Below are 15,168 nucleotides of genomic sequence, written 5' to 3'. Positions count from 1 at the left end.
CTCTTATGTGAACCTTGCTCGCTTCATTCGTCCGTCCTTCCATCAGGCCAGACTCTAATCAAGCTTGGAGGAAAATCCGGGGGTCACGTCAGACGTGTTCGATTATATCGAGATGTTCTACAATCCTGTCCGCAAGCATGTCAGGAACGGGATGCTGTCGCCCGTCGAGTTCGAACGACAGCAGGCTGTGATGGCTCAAGGCGTCTAGAAAACTAGGGGCTATTCACAGCTCCGATATAATTCTTTCTGTAGAAAGATAAATATTATTTTATTTTTTCCGTCTTTAGCTTGTTTGACAGATCATTTGGCCTTCGATCTTTAGGATTCAACGCAAATGCGCGATCCGCAGCGTTTATTGCGTCCTCGATATTTCCGGCTTCCTCACTGAACTTAGCTAAATCCCACCACCCTAAAAAACTGCTACCGTCTAAATTAACTGCAATTTTGGATATTTGACAAGCTTCCTCCGGACGCTTGTCCGAATGTAGAATTCTTGCGAGAATTCTATGAAAACCCCCATTATTTGGTGCATTAAGACATGCCAACCTACCATATGCCTCTGCATCTTGCAAAAGACCTATCTTCCAATAACACTCTGCAACTAGAGAGAGAAAAGATGCACTTACCTTACGTCGTGCCATAGTCATCCGACATATATCCAAAGCAAGATCAGCATGCCCTGCATCAGCCGCGCCCTTTAAACAAAATGCGAGCCTCCTATCATCAAAATCATACATAACTTTTCGAAATTTTTCTGAATTTAATAAATCCCAGTTTCCAATAGAGCGAATTATTTCGTTAAGATCATCGTGAGTTGATAAAATTATTTTATCAAAATTTATTATTTTTTCAAAACAGCTCTCTTTTACCAAAGTTGATCGGGATTTTATCGCCATTCCTCCAAAATAGCGCGATGTGTTTCGGCGCCCGCGTGCTAGCCTAAAGCATTCACTAGCACTGAGAGTACCGGCCAAAGCCCCTTCTGCAAATGGAGAAAGCAATCCTGCATCCTGAAGGAACATCCCCACACCATGCCGAACCAGAGGCATTTTGAAGTGGATGATGTTTCCTTCTGTTAAACGCTCGACATGCTTCCTGTCAGGTTCGAATAGAGGATCATATGCTACATAGACCATTTTTGCAGCCGCAGCACCAACACGCGCATCGTTGAAATCGCCGCCCCAATTCTGCTTCCGCCCCTCGGGGAACCGCGTTTCCCATGGTACAAGACGATTATCCAAGGTCGATTGAGGATCTAGAGCAATCACAACTGAACCAGGGATGGCATCGGCGAACGTGAGTGCGGCGAAGCCACCCATCGATCCGCCGTATAATGCGACTTGGTCAAAATCATCAAAAAATTGCTTCAGCGCCGCAGATCGAAAGAAAGCATGTAAATCCTCTCCACGATACCAATCTGCCGTCTTTGGCTTGATGCCCAAGACATGATGCCCGCGCTGCAACAGCCATTTTCCACCCCACGGGTCACGGTTGGCATTCGGTCGTGGCCGCCCCGGATCTCCACCGGATTCAAATGTGATTACGAGGCTCTTTTTATTAGATGACCCTGCAACATAGTCGATAAAGTAACCTGGCAATTCCAAGGCGCGATAACTTATTCCGTTCTTATAAACTTTATCTTCTATGAAAATATTTTCGCCCAAATTGCTGACCATCAACCACCCCCCCAATTTCCGGCAGCGTCATTGAGCCATTTGGCTAATCAGATGCACTGGCACGAAAATCATAAAATTAAATTTCAATACGAAATGCGAATATACGATTCTAATACCATGTAGAGCATTTTAGCTTTGCGCGCATTTATCACTTTCCTACTTCATGCCCGTGCCCCATCCCAGTTTCGCCACCGGCCAGAACGAGAGATCCGGCACTTCATCGGCCGGGGTTAATCCCGGCCGATGAAGCAAATTCGGCCGGCGTTATGAACCCCAGGGATGTGTGAGATCAGCTCTCGCTGAAGTCCGTCGGCACGCCTCGATCTTGCCCTTGGCGTCGTCCAAAGACAAGAACCAGCGCGTGTTGAGGCATTCATCACGCAACCGACCGTTGAAGCTTTCCACGACGGCATGGGCCAGCGCGTTGCGCATGAAGTGAACGCGGCAGCGTTGCCAGGTGGCGCACAGCAGCTTAGACACCGCCGCCTTGATGCCTTTCGTGGACGTCGGAGATGACCAGCTTCACCCCGCGCAGGCCCCGGCGCGTTAGCTTGCGCAGGAAGGCCATCCAGAAGAGTTCGGCCTCAAGCGGGCCCATGTCCATGCCCAAAACCTCGCGGCCGCCATCGCTGTTGAGGCCGACCGCGATGATCACCACAACCGAGACGATGCGGCCATTCTGACGGACTTTGACATAGATCGCGTCGATCCACAGGCGGGGCCACCCACCCTCAATCGGTCGCTCGAGAAAGGCCTTCACACGCTCGTCGAGTTCCCCTCATAGACGGCTGACCTGGCTTTCGAGATGCCGTCCATACCCAGAGCCTTGACCAGATCATCCACTAAACGGGTCGAGATGCCATGAACATAAGTTTCCTGGATAACTGCCGTCAGCGCCCACCCGGCCATCCGGCCGGGCTCCAGAAAGCCAGGAAAAGCTGTCTCGCGTGACTTGGGGATGCGCAGTTCGACCGCGCCCGCGCGGATTTGCCAATCGCGCCCGCGGTAGCCGTTGCGCTGGACGAGCCGGGCAGAGGACTTCTCGCCATGTCCGGCGCCCGTCAGGCCGCCAACCTCCATCTCCATCAGTCGCTCCGCGGCAAACGAGACCATCTCCCGCAAAATATCCGCATCAGACCAGCGTGCGCAGGTCCATCATGAAATCGGTCATCGTGGTTCCTTCCAGGTTCGAGCTTCGCAACCCAAACCTAACCGAAACTCACGGTGACCACCCGCGTTGCTCGCCGGCTGCTACAGCGCGATATGGAAAGCGCGCGTCCGTCCAGCAGCGCTACCGTCGGAACCTGCACCACGCCCCGGGACGCGACCACGGCCGACCGATAACTGCAACTTGACGGCGCTTTCTGGCTCCTGACAGTTTTGCTTGGAGCCGGCGCAAAATTTGCCCCTAACCATCCGCATGTTTGCGGGCTATCAACGTCGTCCCTGCCGAAATGATGTCTTGGACCTGTGCGGGCAATTCTGAGCACCAGTTCTCATGCAGCATTTCCGGTTTCGACCGTGACAAGATCTCACCGATAGTCAGGGAATGGAAGCTTTGCCTTGAAGCGTCGGGCAGGCCTGCCGACCATTCCTGCATCATCCACGCCAGCGCAAAGATGGGGTGCTGCCATGGCCGCACGTCGGCGGATATGATCTCGCACTGGTCTTCGAAAAGGCTGATGGTTCCCTTCGATGTGGCATTGAAGAAGTGATAGGGATAGCCATGGAATGGCTGAAGGAACGGCCAATCGATCCGAACTAGGCCGCCCGGTTTCAACACGCGTAAAATTTCCTGAACAGCCACCCAGGGCCGTTTCGTATGTTCCAGCACCGCCAAGCAGAAAATATGATCGAAACTCGCGTCTGCAAATGGCAATTGCTCGCCAACGCACATAACGTCAGTAGATAATGATGGCCAAATCTCGGCATTTATGACGTTATGATAGTATGTATGCCTGAAACCAGCGCCAACATCCAAGAACAACTTGTCAGGAGAAGACTCTATTTCCTTTATAATATCTATCGCATAATCATTTTCGGCAATTGGTGGCGCTTCAGGTATTTCGAATGAAGATCGAATTTCATCAGGCAGGAAATCAAGGATGCCATCCTGTCTCGCCTCACCATAAGGAGCCGACAACATATTGACGCGCGCCAGCTTTTCCGCCCGCATTTTACGGATCGTTTGCGTATTGGCGGCTTGCATCCGGTTTTCTGCATGGCCATATTCGTCAAAATGCGCTTTCGCGCTCATTTTCGCGGCCGCGACATCCAGATTGACGGCAAGATAATCTGCTTCGCGCAAATTGTTGCGTGAAACAACCGGTTCCATCATTCGAACGGCAGTAGGCATGGTTGCGGATTCTGCCTCATCATTTCGATTGGCTGAATTCTTGAAGAAATTACGAAGCATTGTGCCTCCTGACAATTTATAATTCATCCTGCCATTTTGTCGCAGGGAAAAATAAATGCTTATGGATTAATTCGATTGATGATTATTCCATGGCCACGGCTGTCGTGACTTGGCCGAATATCCAAAATCGATACGTCTCAGATCCAGATTTGGCGAATAATAAGGGTCATGATCCAGTTGATTTGCCCAGTGTTCGCGCATCCAGTTCGCTTCTTCTTCCAGACGGCGGGCGCGTGCGCCATGCTTGTCGCTGCCGCGTGATCGGCTTTCCTTGTGGATCAGCGTGATGTCGGGATCGGCAAGGATGACTTTTCCGGTCGCGCGAATTTTGAGGCAGAGATCGATGTCATTATAGGCGACCCGCAACGCCTCGTTAAATCCTCCAACCGCTTCGAAATCCGCTTTGCGCAGGAACATGCAGGCGGCTGTCACTGCCGATACTTCCTGCAATAGACGTGCCTTTCCAAAATAGCCGGGCAGGCTGGCATCCATGCCCAGATGCGGCACGCCTGCGACCCTATGCTCGCCCATGCCCAATGCAATGCCGAAATGTTGCAAGGTTCCGTCCGGGAATAGAAGGCGGGCGCCTACCATGCCGACATCATCCATGCTCAAAAAAGTGCGCGCACGGTTGATCCAGTCCTTGGATACAACCTCGGTATCATTGTTCAGGAAGCATAATATATCGCCACCGGCTGCACGTGCGGCCATATTGTTGATGCGTGAAAAATTGAAATCGCCCGGATCGCTGAGAATCCGTACATCGTCGCGCTTGGCCAACTTATCGAAATAGGCCAGTGCTTCCGGATCGTCCGACCCATTGTCGACAATGATGATTTCCACATTGTCGTGATCGCGATCCAAAATGGATTCCACGCAGGGTTGCAGAATATCCAGCCCATTCCGGGTCGGAATGATGATCGACATGGATGTATCGAACAGGCGGGATGGGCGGACCGCCGTACATCCCGGCGCAAAACCGTCGATAGAACGCAGCGGAATATTCTGCCTTTCGAAATGACCGTTAATGGCATGTTGTGCGGCAACGACGGCATAGCTTTTCTGGTCAGCAGACATCGCCGTAGATCCAGGAATGATCCGCCAGTGATAGAGGATGTGCGGAATATGAAGGATCTTGTCCGCGCTGGTCAATTCATAACAGCGTAGCAGAAGATCATAATCCTGACTGCCCTCAAGTCCCAGGCGGAAACCGCCCGCTCTGACAATAAGGTCGCGGCGATACACCCCCAGATGGCTGACCATATTATGGCCGTACATCAGGAATTTATTGAAATCGCTCTTGAAATAGGGCTGAACGCGATGGCCGTCGACAGTCACCTTGTCTTCGTCAGAGAATAAAATTTCTACATCCGGCTGCTTATTTATATAATACGCCAGAATAAATAAAGCATAATCAGGTATTAAATCGTCATGGTCAACCAAAACTACATAATCGCCTGTAGAGATATCAAGGGCGCTGTTGCTGGATGCTGATATATGGCCATTATGTTTGCGCGATACATATTTTACACGATCATCGCTTTGCGCATATTCTTCAAGTAATTCTACAACTTCATGGTTCGAAGAATTGTCATCAGCAATGCAAATTTCAAAATTTCCATAAGTTTGCGCCAAAAGAGAATCTATGCATTCTCGCAACAATTTTATCGGTGTATTATATGTTGGCATTACGAATGAAAAAACAGGACGAATAGTAAATTCTTTGTCCATTTTTTCGATCATATTATAATCTTCGTCACTGACAATGTCATTTTGCGATAGCCAATATGCATAGTCATGGCTGAAATCGACAATACGCGTTATGTCTTTATCAAGTTCTATTACAGGTGATAGATGTTGAGGGCAAATGCCATCCACAGAATACAGTTCGCCGACAAGGGAAAACAGGCGATCCAGATCCGCTTCAGGTTGCGCATGCCGCCGCACCAGCTGTTCGACCTCTGCCATGCTATGGAGAGGGGTAACGGACAGCTTTGGAAATGTGATCTTGTTCTTGCCCTGATCGGGGTCAAAGCGCAGTTTCGTAATATCTGAAGGGTTAAGCAGCAAAATGGATATATTGTTGCCCAACAGTGGAAAATTCGTGCTGTACCGCTCGCTGAAGCCGTCGCCCATATCTGCATAGATTTGGGCTGTGGGCGTCTGATCCGGGTCCAGCGGCGCCACTTCTATCGTCAACAGGGCTGCAGCTGTGGTTGGGCGACTGTCTTCATGCCAGTCGAATATGATCCAAGGATCGCTTGATGTGGTTTTCAGCTGACCGTCATCGACCAGTTGGATGTCGGAACTCTCTATAGCCTGAAACCCAATGGATCGTTTCGATAACGCATTGAGCAGCTTTTGTTGCGCTTTGCCCATGACGGTGGCGCCCTGTTTCGTGGTGGGCGCAGGCGTGGTGTCGCCATTGGCTGTATGGGTCAGGCCCATGCGGCTCAGATCATGCGCCGCCTGCATATTGCCTCCCGCCGCACTGTCGCGAAGGCGTTCCACGCCACTGGCGACATCGCCGGTTGCTAGCAAGGCATGACCTAGGTGTAAAAGAAGGTCGGCATCCCTAGGGAGAAACTCCCGCGCTTGCTCATAGGCGGCAATCGCGTCTTGCCATTGACCATCCTCTTTGAGGACGTGGCCAAGCTGTATCCAAATGGCTCCGTCTTGCGGAGTCAGCAGTAGATGACTTCTATAGTGGGTGGCAGCTTCGGACCACGCTTTTCTATCTCTGGCCTTGTCTCCATCGGTCCTAAAAATTGATCGGTTCCGGTGAAATTTCCTGAAGCGCGAGGCGAGACGGAGCATTAGAGCTTTCTCTTAAAATTAGAGGTAATACGGTCAATATGGGCTGTTGTTAGACCAGATTAAGAGTAGCAGCCAGTCCTAAACCGGGGGGGGGAGGCTACCCGAGGATGATCGCCAGCCGCGCCGCTCCATACGGTTGAATAGCCCTTAGATTTCTGGACGCCCTGCGCTTTCAAAAACTGCTGCCGTTCGAACTCGACGGGTGACAGAATAGCGTTCCTGACCTGCTTGTGGGCGACATCTCGACGTAATCAAACGCGTCCTGACGGGCGTCCTTGCGTGTTTTGTAGGTGCGGCGCCGGATGCGCTCACGCTTGAGCGACGAGAAGTGGCCTGCTGCCGGTTTGATCGACACCGAGATAAGCTTTTCAGGCTACCCCAGCTTGGCGTTCAAATTCGATAGGGCTGAGATAGCTGAGGGTCGAGCGCCTGCGGGTAGGGTTGTAGAAGCGCTCGATATAATCGAACACATCGGCCCGAGCCTAGTCACGGGACCGATACACCTTCTTTCGGACCCGTTCGGTCTTGAGGGAAGAAAAGAAGCTCTCCATCGCCGCATTGTCCCAGCAATTGCCCGATCGGCTCATGGAGCAGGTCACGCCATTACCCCGCATCAGGCGCTGGAACTGCTCGCTGATACATTGGCTGCCCTGATCCGAATGATGCAGCAAGGCGTTGGGTTTGCCTCGGCGCCAGATGGCCATCATCATGGCATCCGCAAAGAGTTGAGCCGTCATGGTCGCGCTCATCGACCAGCCCACCACACGGCGCGAGAACAGGTCGATGACCGCCGCGACATACAGCCAACCTTGTGCGGTCCAGATATACGTGAAGCCTGCCACCCACTTTTGGTTGGGCGCATCGGCGACGAACTGGCGATCCAGCACGTTGGCCGCGACCACTGACTTTTCGCCATGAACCTTGGGCAGACCACGCCGGCGCAGTCTGGCGCGCAATCCCTCTCGGCGCATCAGGCGCTCGATGCGATGCAGGCCACAATTCACACCGTCAACCAGGCTTCCTCACCCGGCATGTGCTGGGCCCTGGCAGAGTCGATCCGCGGAGACGCACCATCGGCAATGCGCACGCGCATGGCCGCAAAGCAGGCCGTCAGCCGTCCCTTGGTTCCCTTGCGCCAACTGGACACCTTCTGTGGTTGCCGCCCGTAGTGCAAGATGATTCTGTTCTGCGAGGGGAGTGATCGAGCGCGCGCTTCTGTCAGGCCTTTTCGTGCGGCGTGCCGCTGGCCGGTATGGTGTGCGCGGGACCAGGTCCAAATCTCGAAGGCGAGCTTTCAAGCTCGTGGTCTCCAACTGGTTTTCCTGACCCAGATTTGTCGATCATTTGCCCATGCAGGTCGTCGTCTTCTTACACTCCCCGTCCATCAGGTGCTGCCGTTTGCACTGCTGCTACATTAGCCCGCAGCCAGAGACAGTTCCGGATCCCTATAGAGCTCTTTCTTGGTAGCAATCGCCCAGATCATTCGCGCCATTTTGTTGGCGAGAGCCACCGCGACGAGCAGTCGCGGTTTGCGTCCTTTGATCCGATCGAGCCACGAGCCTTCCTTGATCGACTTTCGGCCGAGCCAGTTCAGGCGCGACATGGCGCCGATGATCAACAGGCGCCGGATGTCGCTCTGCCCAGCCTTCGACATGCGCCCGAGCCGCTGTTTGCCGCCCGTCGAATGCTGTTTGGGAACCAGCCCCAACCAAGCAGCAAAGTCTCGACCTCGACGGAACGTTGCCAGGTCAGGGGCAAAGGCCTCGATTGCCAGCGCGGTGATCGGGCCGACTCCCGGGATCGACTGTAATCGGCGCGCCTCTTCGCTGTCACTGGCCGTAGCGCTGATCCGTTTGTCGAGGGCCTGAATCATTTCGGTCTTCTGCTTTATCTGGGCGAGTAGGACTTGGCCCATCTCTCTGACCAAGGCCGGGAGGTCCGTCCCCGGCTCGCACAGGATGTCTTCCAGGCGTCCGACCTGGCTGACGCCCTGAGGTACGACATGGCCAAATTCGTAGATATGAGAGCGAAGAGCGTTCACAAGGTCCGTGCGCTGCCGGACGAATTGCTCCCGGGTGCGGAATAAGATCGCGCGGGCTTGCTGTTGCTCGGTCTTGATGTCGACGGTACGCATCCCCGGCCTCTGCGCGGCCTCGACTATCGCCTCTGCGTCGACGGCATCGTTCTTGTGTCGCTTGATGAACGGCTTCACGTACCGTGGCGAAATGAGCTTTACCGAATGCCCTAACCGTTGCAGTTCCCGAGCCCAATAATTGGCGCCACCGCACGCCTCCATTGCGACGACGCAGGGCTCCTGCTGGGCCATAAACCGCTGAAACTGAGTGCGACTAAGCTTTTTGCGGAACAGGACTGCACCAGTCTCCGAAGCACCGTGAACCTGGAAAACATTCTTTGCCAGATCCACACCGATCATCGTATCGTTCGTCACGGTTGCCGTCCTTTCCGCTCAGTGGCCTCAACACCACTTTTTGGCACATTGCGATGCCGTCTGGGGAGGGCGGCAACCACCCCATCTCGAAGAACCGTCTGATTTCGGCATGATGGCGGCTTGAAGGCTCAAGAGGGAAGTATGAGCCTCGGTTTTGGGGTCTGATCTGCTGATTTTCGTCGGTGCGGCGCCTTCACAGGCCGTCTTTGGCGTCATGCGGGCGCAATTCGCCCCTCGAGCCAGGCCAGGCGCTGGAAGTTATAGGCAAGGTTGGTCATGCCGATCTTGATACGGGCACGAGCAATGCCGATGGTGCGCACCACCAGACCCATGCGGTGCTTTTGCCCGGCAAAGACGTGCTCGACGGCGGAGCGGACCGCGGACCGCTTGGCATTGGCGCGTGCAATACGCTCAGGCATCGCTCGGCGGTGCGGCTTGCGTTGGTGGATGTGGCTGGTGAACATGCCTTTGGCGAGGAAGGCCTCGTTCTTCTTCGAGCGGTAGGCCGTATCGGCCCATACGCCCGAAGCCGTGTTGCCCCGGCTGATCAGCGTCGGCAATTGCGCGCCGTCGTGGGCATTGGCAGCGCTGGCATGCCAGGTGCGGATCAGGCCATGCGCCCGGTCGATGCCGATATGGTTCTTGTAGCCGAACATCGGGATGGCCAGATCGACCGGCTTAAAGGCCTTGGGGGCCGCGCCTTCCTTCACCTTGGCCTTGGTGTACTTCACGCTCCAGCGGGCATCGCGATCCTTTTGCCGGATCTTCGCAGGGTTATCCTGCCAGCGCTCGGGTATCCGGCCCTCCTTGATGGCCGCCTTCTCCTCCTCGGTGTTCCGCTGCTTCGGGGCGGGTACAACGGTGGCATCGATGATCTGCCCGCCCATGGCGAGGTAGCCCCGGTCCGTGAGGGCGGCATCGAAGCGGGCAAAGAGCCTGTCGATGGCCCTGGCCTTCACCAGACGCTCCCGGAACTGCCACACTGTCGTCGCATCGGGCACCGTGCCATCCAGGCCTAGCCCCAGAAAGCGCTGGAACGAGAGGCGGTCCTTGATCTGAAACTCGGTCGCTTCGTCAGAAAGCGAGTAGAGCGCCTGCAGCACGAGGATCTTGAACATGAGGACCGGGTCGAACGGCGGGCGGCCACCCCTGCCGCGAGGATTACGGCGCAGCGCGGCTACCAGCGGTCCTCGGAAAACCTCGAAGTCCACGACGGCCGCCAGACGCTCCAGCGGATCGCCCGCAGCGCTCAATGCCTCATATCGGTCCGAAAGATCGAAGAAACCCGGCTGCCCTGCCATCATCGCCTCCGCTATCGCGCAAAGGCAGTGAATCACTTCAGGCCCTCAGGCGCCACGGGTTTTTCGAGGTGTCCAACTGCACGTCGACCGGATAGACCTTCTGGTGTCTGGGGATGCCGACAGCCCAGCAGAGGCCGCGTGTACTCAGCGCCTGCCGGAACGGAGCCGACAGCCCGTAACCGGCATCGGCCAGCACACAGCCGAAGCGCACGCCGGCAGCGATGATGCGATCGACCTCCTCGATCGCGATCTCGGGCTTGGTGCAATATTCCTGCAAAGGAGCAGGCGCGCCCGACTTGTCCATGCGAGCGGTATCGCTCGTCCAGCTTTCCGGCAGGAACAGCCGCAAGCTCAGCATAAGCGGAAATTGGCTCGAAGCCAGCGTCACCGACACCAGCGTCTGGCAGTTGGCATTCTTGCTGAGTGCCGTGACATACTGCGGCGCGACGCCGACCGAGGCCTTGCCTTTCTTGGGCAGGGCGGTGTCGTCAATGATCAGCCAGGCTCTATCGCCACCAACCAATTCATCCGCCTGGCCCCACAAGGCCGCTTCCAACGGGGCGCCGTCCCACAGACCGGCCCCGATGAAATGATGAAGCCGGTCATAAGAGCTCGCATCCGAGCGGGCTGCCATGGGCTGGATACTCTTGCGATCACCGGGGCCGATCAGACCAGCAATATAGGCTGGGCACATTCGACGCCGCGTCTTGTTACCGAGCGCTTCCAGATAAGGCGCGAGCCAACGCTCAAGATCCACCTGCCAGTCCTCGTCCATCGCCAGCCTCCGGCAAAAAGCTGGCGCCCCTTGAATCACGCAATCAGCGACATGGGAATCCCACAAATCACACTCCTGCGAAAGTAGCGTTAGGGGTACTCGATGTGAGCCCGCTTTTGCGCGATCCAAGATCTGCAAACCGTCATGCGGTGCCATATCGACGCGCTGCGGCAATGCCCGGAGCGCTGTTCTATTGGCTACGCAGTTTAGCTATGGGTTTCCAGATATCCCATATAGGTTAACCGATGATATAGAGGCCCCAAAGGAACTACAAAATCTGACATATATGCCGGACCATCGCCGCTCGTAGGTCCAGCAAGAATATTATAATGCTGCCCACCAACTGTAGCCAAATCCAGATAAAATGGCTCAGCCCAGCCGATAGGCGCTAGATATATAACCGGCGTTGCTGGCTGGCAAAACATCGTACCAGTCATGGCAGCGCCCATCTGACCAACTACGATTTCGGCCTCCCTGAAGATTTTTACCTGATCGACAAAATCAAGCTTTTCAGGCTCGACCATCTCGAATCCGCGAAGCTTCAAAAAATTCCATACCTCATCGAAATTGATGATCGACCGGCTATTCGGTGGCCGCCTAGCTACAAACAGCCTTTTCTTAGCTTCGAAACCATGATCGGAGTATAACGCACAGGCTTTTTCACGGATGAAATTGATAGATGCAGGATTTTTTATCCTTGGGTGAAAGCTTACAGGTGTTGCAAAATAAAGATTTTTAATCTTTATGCGATCTTCGATATCAACAAATTCAACACATATATCTTTGTTTATAAGGCATTTTAGAGAACTCATCCTAATATCGTTCATCTTCTCTCCATGTGAAGGAAGAAGGACGACGCTGTTTATTCCATGCTTTGCATTCAGCTCAATCCACGCTTTCGCACGAGGAAGATCATCTACAAGCCAATGTCCATAATTAAATGATCCGGCAGATCCTATATAAAGATAGGATTTATCTAATGATCCATAATATTCCATGCCTTCTTCAATTTCGTCAAAAATAAGAGTTTTTCCAACCCTATCAGGAAATCTGTATGTTTCATATAAGATTGAATAATCATCTCCATTTTTGAAATAAATAATAGAATTATTTATTATTGCATTACTTAACCTTATTACGGAACTTGCAGCAGAATGACAGTGCTTCTCAGAGTTATATTTATCAATGAGAGACTGACCCCAGCCATCTTCATTGTCCAAAATCATATCAATAACTGCAGAATTTCTGTAATATTTTCCATCATATATGTTAAACATATATTCTATATTATCATATGAGTAAGATTTTTGATCGTTAATTATGCTATGGAACTCATACAAACTTCCCGGCAGATTATATATTTCCTTCGGTGCACCAGATACTATACGATCTTCCATAACCATTTCCGAAAAATCTTTCAGATAACAAATTTGAAAATAATAATATTTGAAAATATTATTATTTTATATGATTAACATATGCATTTATTGGTTTTTACTAATAAATTTCCAGTTCCTCACCACTCAGGCTGCTAATGCAACGTAGCTTATTGAGCAATGTCGCAAACAGGCCAGGCTCACCTGCATGCCATACCGCAGCAAAGATACGAGTGAAACAGCAGAAGCGCCAAACCCTACCCAATGGCCGTCCACGCGTTTAATCCGCCCACGGCTCGCATACGATACCGAAATGAGATAGGTGGCCATTTTTATCAGCCAAGCTTGACCTTGCGACAGAAGCACATTTCTAAATCTGGTCTAAACCTGGGAATTGAAGTCAAATGCTGAGATATTTGTGGCGCCGGCCATTGGCCCTTGCGCGAGAGGCTGCGCGGGCCGGCCAATGGGCAAAGGCCGCAAATTTCTACCGTCAGCACCTCGATCGAAAGCCGAGAGACGCCGCCGCCCGGATACAATTGGGCCACAGCCTCAAGGAACAGGGAGATTTTATGCAAGCTCGGGTCGCCTATCTTCAGGCGACGCAGGATTTGCCGAACAATCTCGACAGCTGGATACACCTTGCCCATGCCGAGCGCCTCCTAGGAAATCGCCAAGCCGCCGTTGGAGCTCTGTGTGAGGGATTGACGCATGATCCGCATGCAGAAGAAATCATTAAGGCCTTGCTGGCCATGGGAGAGCGAGAACGTCTACCCGATGCCACGCAGCAGGTCATCGAAGTCGAACAGGGCATATATACCCTATCCCGATACCCATTCTATCGTCCGCAGTGGCATATCCCAGCGACTTTGAAGCATGAAGGCTTGGCTGGCCTGTTGGTGGCCATAGACGGACGGTATGCCGACCCCGAATGGTTGCAAGAAATCCGGGGATTTCTGGCAGGGACCCATCATATTGTCGTGGGCCATGAAAGAATTCCAATTCCCTCCTCCGCCCGAATTTTTCATCCTGATGACAGGATCGAACTGGACAGATCAGTTTCGCATATTCTGTTCGTTGAATCCGGAAGTCGCCTGTCCCCCGATATTATCGGTTATCTTCATGCCGCCATGGAACACACCGGCGCAATGGGCGCCTATTGCGATCACGACCATTGGGATGACACAGTTCATGGCAATCGCTGGCAATATCCCTGTTTTCAACCAATGCATGATCCTTACTGGTTCAGTCATGCCGAAAATTGCCCGCCCAGCGTCCTGATTTCCAGACAAGCGATCGATATGCCATGTTCATGGGCCGATCTTTTCTCACGACGCATCCTGTTGCCAATCAACTACGTTCATGTACCAAAAATATTGGCAAGTCGCCGCTTCGGTTCGAAGCAGCCCGAAATATCTTCATATTCGCCAATTCGGCCGGTGCCATATAATGATGATGGAATTCAGGTCATTATCCAGACCAGAGATGCTCCCGCCATGGTGGAACGGTGCGTTGCCAGCCTGCTCCGCACAGCGGCCAGGCCCGAACGCCTGGACATCGTCATCATCAACAACCGAAGCACTCTAACTGAAACTGAAAACCTTTTCAAAAAATGGGAAAATTCAGGAATAGCACAAATTATAAACCATGATGAAGATTTTAATTGGTCCAAAGCAAATAATATAGGTGCAGCTTATAGCAAAGCACCTCATATTCTTTTCTTGAATAACGACGTTGAAATGGAGACAGATCGTTGGGACATTATCATGGAAAATTATATTTTCAATGAAGGTACTGGAATAATAGGCGCACTTTTACTATATCCAGACCGTATAATTCAGCATGCCGGCGTGATTTTCGGTATGGGTGCGGGATCCCCTGTGCATGAAGGCGTAGGAAGCAGTTCTGCCGATGGAGGCCCAAACAGGCGGTGGGTGAAACCGCGACTTGCCTCCGCCGTGACTGGCGCATGGCTTGCAACATCGCGAAGCCTGTTTAACGAAGTGGGCGGCTTTGATGAGCAACTGGCTGTAGCCTATAACGATATCGACTTCTGCCTGCGATGCCGGGCGGCCGGCCAATATGTGGTGCAGGCGTCAGACATCGTGGCGATACATCGCGAGTCCGCCACCAGAGGCACTTTCCTATCGGCTGAAGCGCAACAACGTGAACATGAGGAATGGCAGCGTCTGCAATCTATCTGGGGTGAAGCGCTGAAACTTGATCCGGCCTATAACCCGCATTGGTTGCGTACAGGACAGCCATTTGACGGATTTCATGCCCCAACGCCGCAAGTTGTCGCGCGATGGATAGAACAAAGCGTGAAAAATCAACCCTGGGCGCTTTGATTTTATCCTG

The 15,168-nt window shown here is 52.9% G+C and carries 8 protein-coding genes and 5 pseudogenes; 2 read left to right on the top strand and 11 right to left on the bottom strand.

What is annotated here, in order from left to right; translation table 11 throughout:
- Positions 1-91: 91 nt before the first annotated feature.
- Positions 92-208 (top strand): annotated as a pseudogene (locus DIZ22_RS17460) (IS3 family transposase); the annotation flags it as partial.
- A gap of 55 nt (positions 209-263) precedes the next feature.
- On the opposite strand, the gene DIZ22_RS21930 reads toward DIZ22_RS17460, so the two are convergent.
- From DIZ22_RS21930 to DIZ22_RS17410, 11 genes and pseudogenes are all read right to left on the bottom strand, one after another.
- Entirely contained in the window at positions 264-1,676 is a 1,413-nt protein-coding gene (locus DIZ22_RS21930; RefSeq protein ID WP_164488912.1) for a tetratricopeptide repeat protein, read from the bottom strand.
- 306 nt (positions 1,677-1,982) lie between these two features.
- Positions 1,983-2,847 (bottom strand): annotated as a pseudogene (locus DIZ22_RS22075) (IS256 family transposase); the annotation flags it as partial.
- Positions 2,848-3,084: 237 nt separating this feature from the next.
- On the bottom strand, positions 3,085-4,092 hold the full coding sequence (locus DIZ22_RS17450; protein ID WP_164488911.1) for a class I SAM-dependent methyltransferase: 1,008 nt from the start codon (positions 4,090-4,092) through the stop codon (positions 3,085-3,087).
- Between the two features lie 66 nt (positions 4,093-4,158).
- Complete coding sequence (locus tag DIZ22_RS17445; protein WP_122928464.1) at positions 4,159-6,909, bottom strand: glycosyltransferase; 2,751 nt, start codon at positions 6,907-6,909, stop codon at positions 4,159-4,161.
- A gap of 182 nt (positions 6,910-7,091) precedes the next feature.
- Positions 7,092-7,237: pseudogene (locus tag DIZ22_RS22280) on the bottom strand (IS3 family transposase); the annotation flags it as partial.
- Positions 7,238-7,277: 40 nt separating this feature from the next.
- A pseudogene (locus tag DIZ22_RS17435) lies at positions 7,278-7,925 on the bottom strand (IS3 family transposase); the annotation flags it as partial.
- A pseudogene (locus DIZ22_RS17430) lies at positions 7,919-8,050 on the bottom strand (IS701 family transposase); the annotation flags it as partial. The pseudogenes DIZ22_RS17430 and DIZ22_RS17435, both read right to left, overlap by 7 nt.
- A 273-nt stretch (positions 8,051-8,323) precedes the next feature.
- Positions 8,324-9,343: an IS110 family transposase gene (locus DIZ22_RS17425; RefSeq protein WP_122928462.1), complete on the bottom strand. Its 1,020-nt coding sequence runs from the start codon at positions 9,341-9,343 to the stop codon at positions 8,324-8,326.
- Positions 9,344-9,570: 227 nt separating this feature from the next.
- The gene (locus DIZ22_RS17420) at positions 9,571-10,659 is read right to left on the bottom strand and encodes an IS5 family transposase (protein WP_122928849.1); all 1,089 of its coding nucleotides are present in this window, start codon (positions 10,657-10,659) and stop codon (positions 9,571-9,573) included.
- 37 nt (positions 10,660-10,696) lie between these two features.
- Positions 10,697-11,434 carry an IS701 family transposase gene (locus DIZ22_RS17415; RefSeq protein WP_276309022.1) on the bottom strand — a complete coding sequence of 246 codons (738 nt, stop codon included), beginning with the start codon at positions 11,432-11,434 and terminating at the stop codon, positions 10,697-10,699.
- 206 nt (positions 11,435-11,640) lie between these two features.
- Positions 11,641-12,837 carry a glycosyltransferase family 61 protein gene (locus DIZ22_RS17410; protein WP_122928461.1) on the bottom strand — a complete coding sequence of 399 codons (1,197 nt, stop codon included), beginning with the start codon at positions 12,835-12,837 and terminating at the stop codon, positions 11,641-11,643.
- 377 nt (positions 12,838-13,214) lie between these two features.
- Between DIZ22_RS17410 and DIZ22_RS17405 the strand changes: the two genes are divergently transcribed.
- Positions 13,215-15,158 carry a glycosyltransferase gene (locus DIZ22_RS17405; protein WP_122928460.1) on the top strand — a complete coding sequence of 648 codons (1,944 nt, stop codon included), beginning with the start codon at positions 13,215-13,217 and terminating at the stop codon, positions 15,156-15,158.
- Positions 15,159-15,168 lie beyond the last annotated feature (10 nt).

Source organism: Sphingobium sp. LF-16, from assembly GCF_003711185.1.
GTDB lineage: Bacteria > Pseudomonadota > Alphaproteobacteria > Sphingomonadales > Sphingomonadaceae > Sphingobium > Sphingobium yanoikuyae_A.
This window is presented reverse-complemented; position numbering and strand designations above follow the sequence as displayed.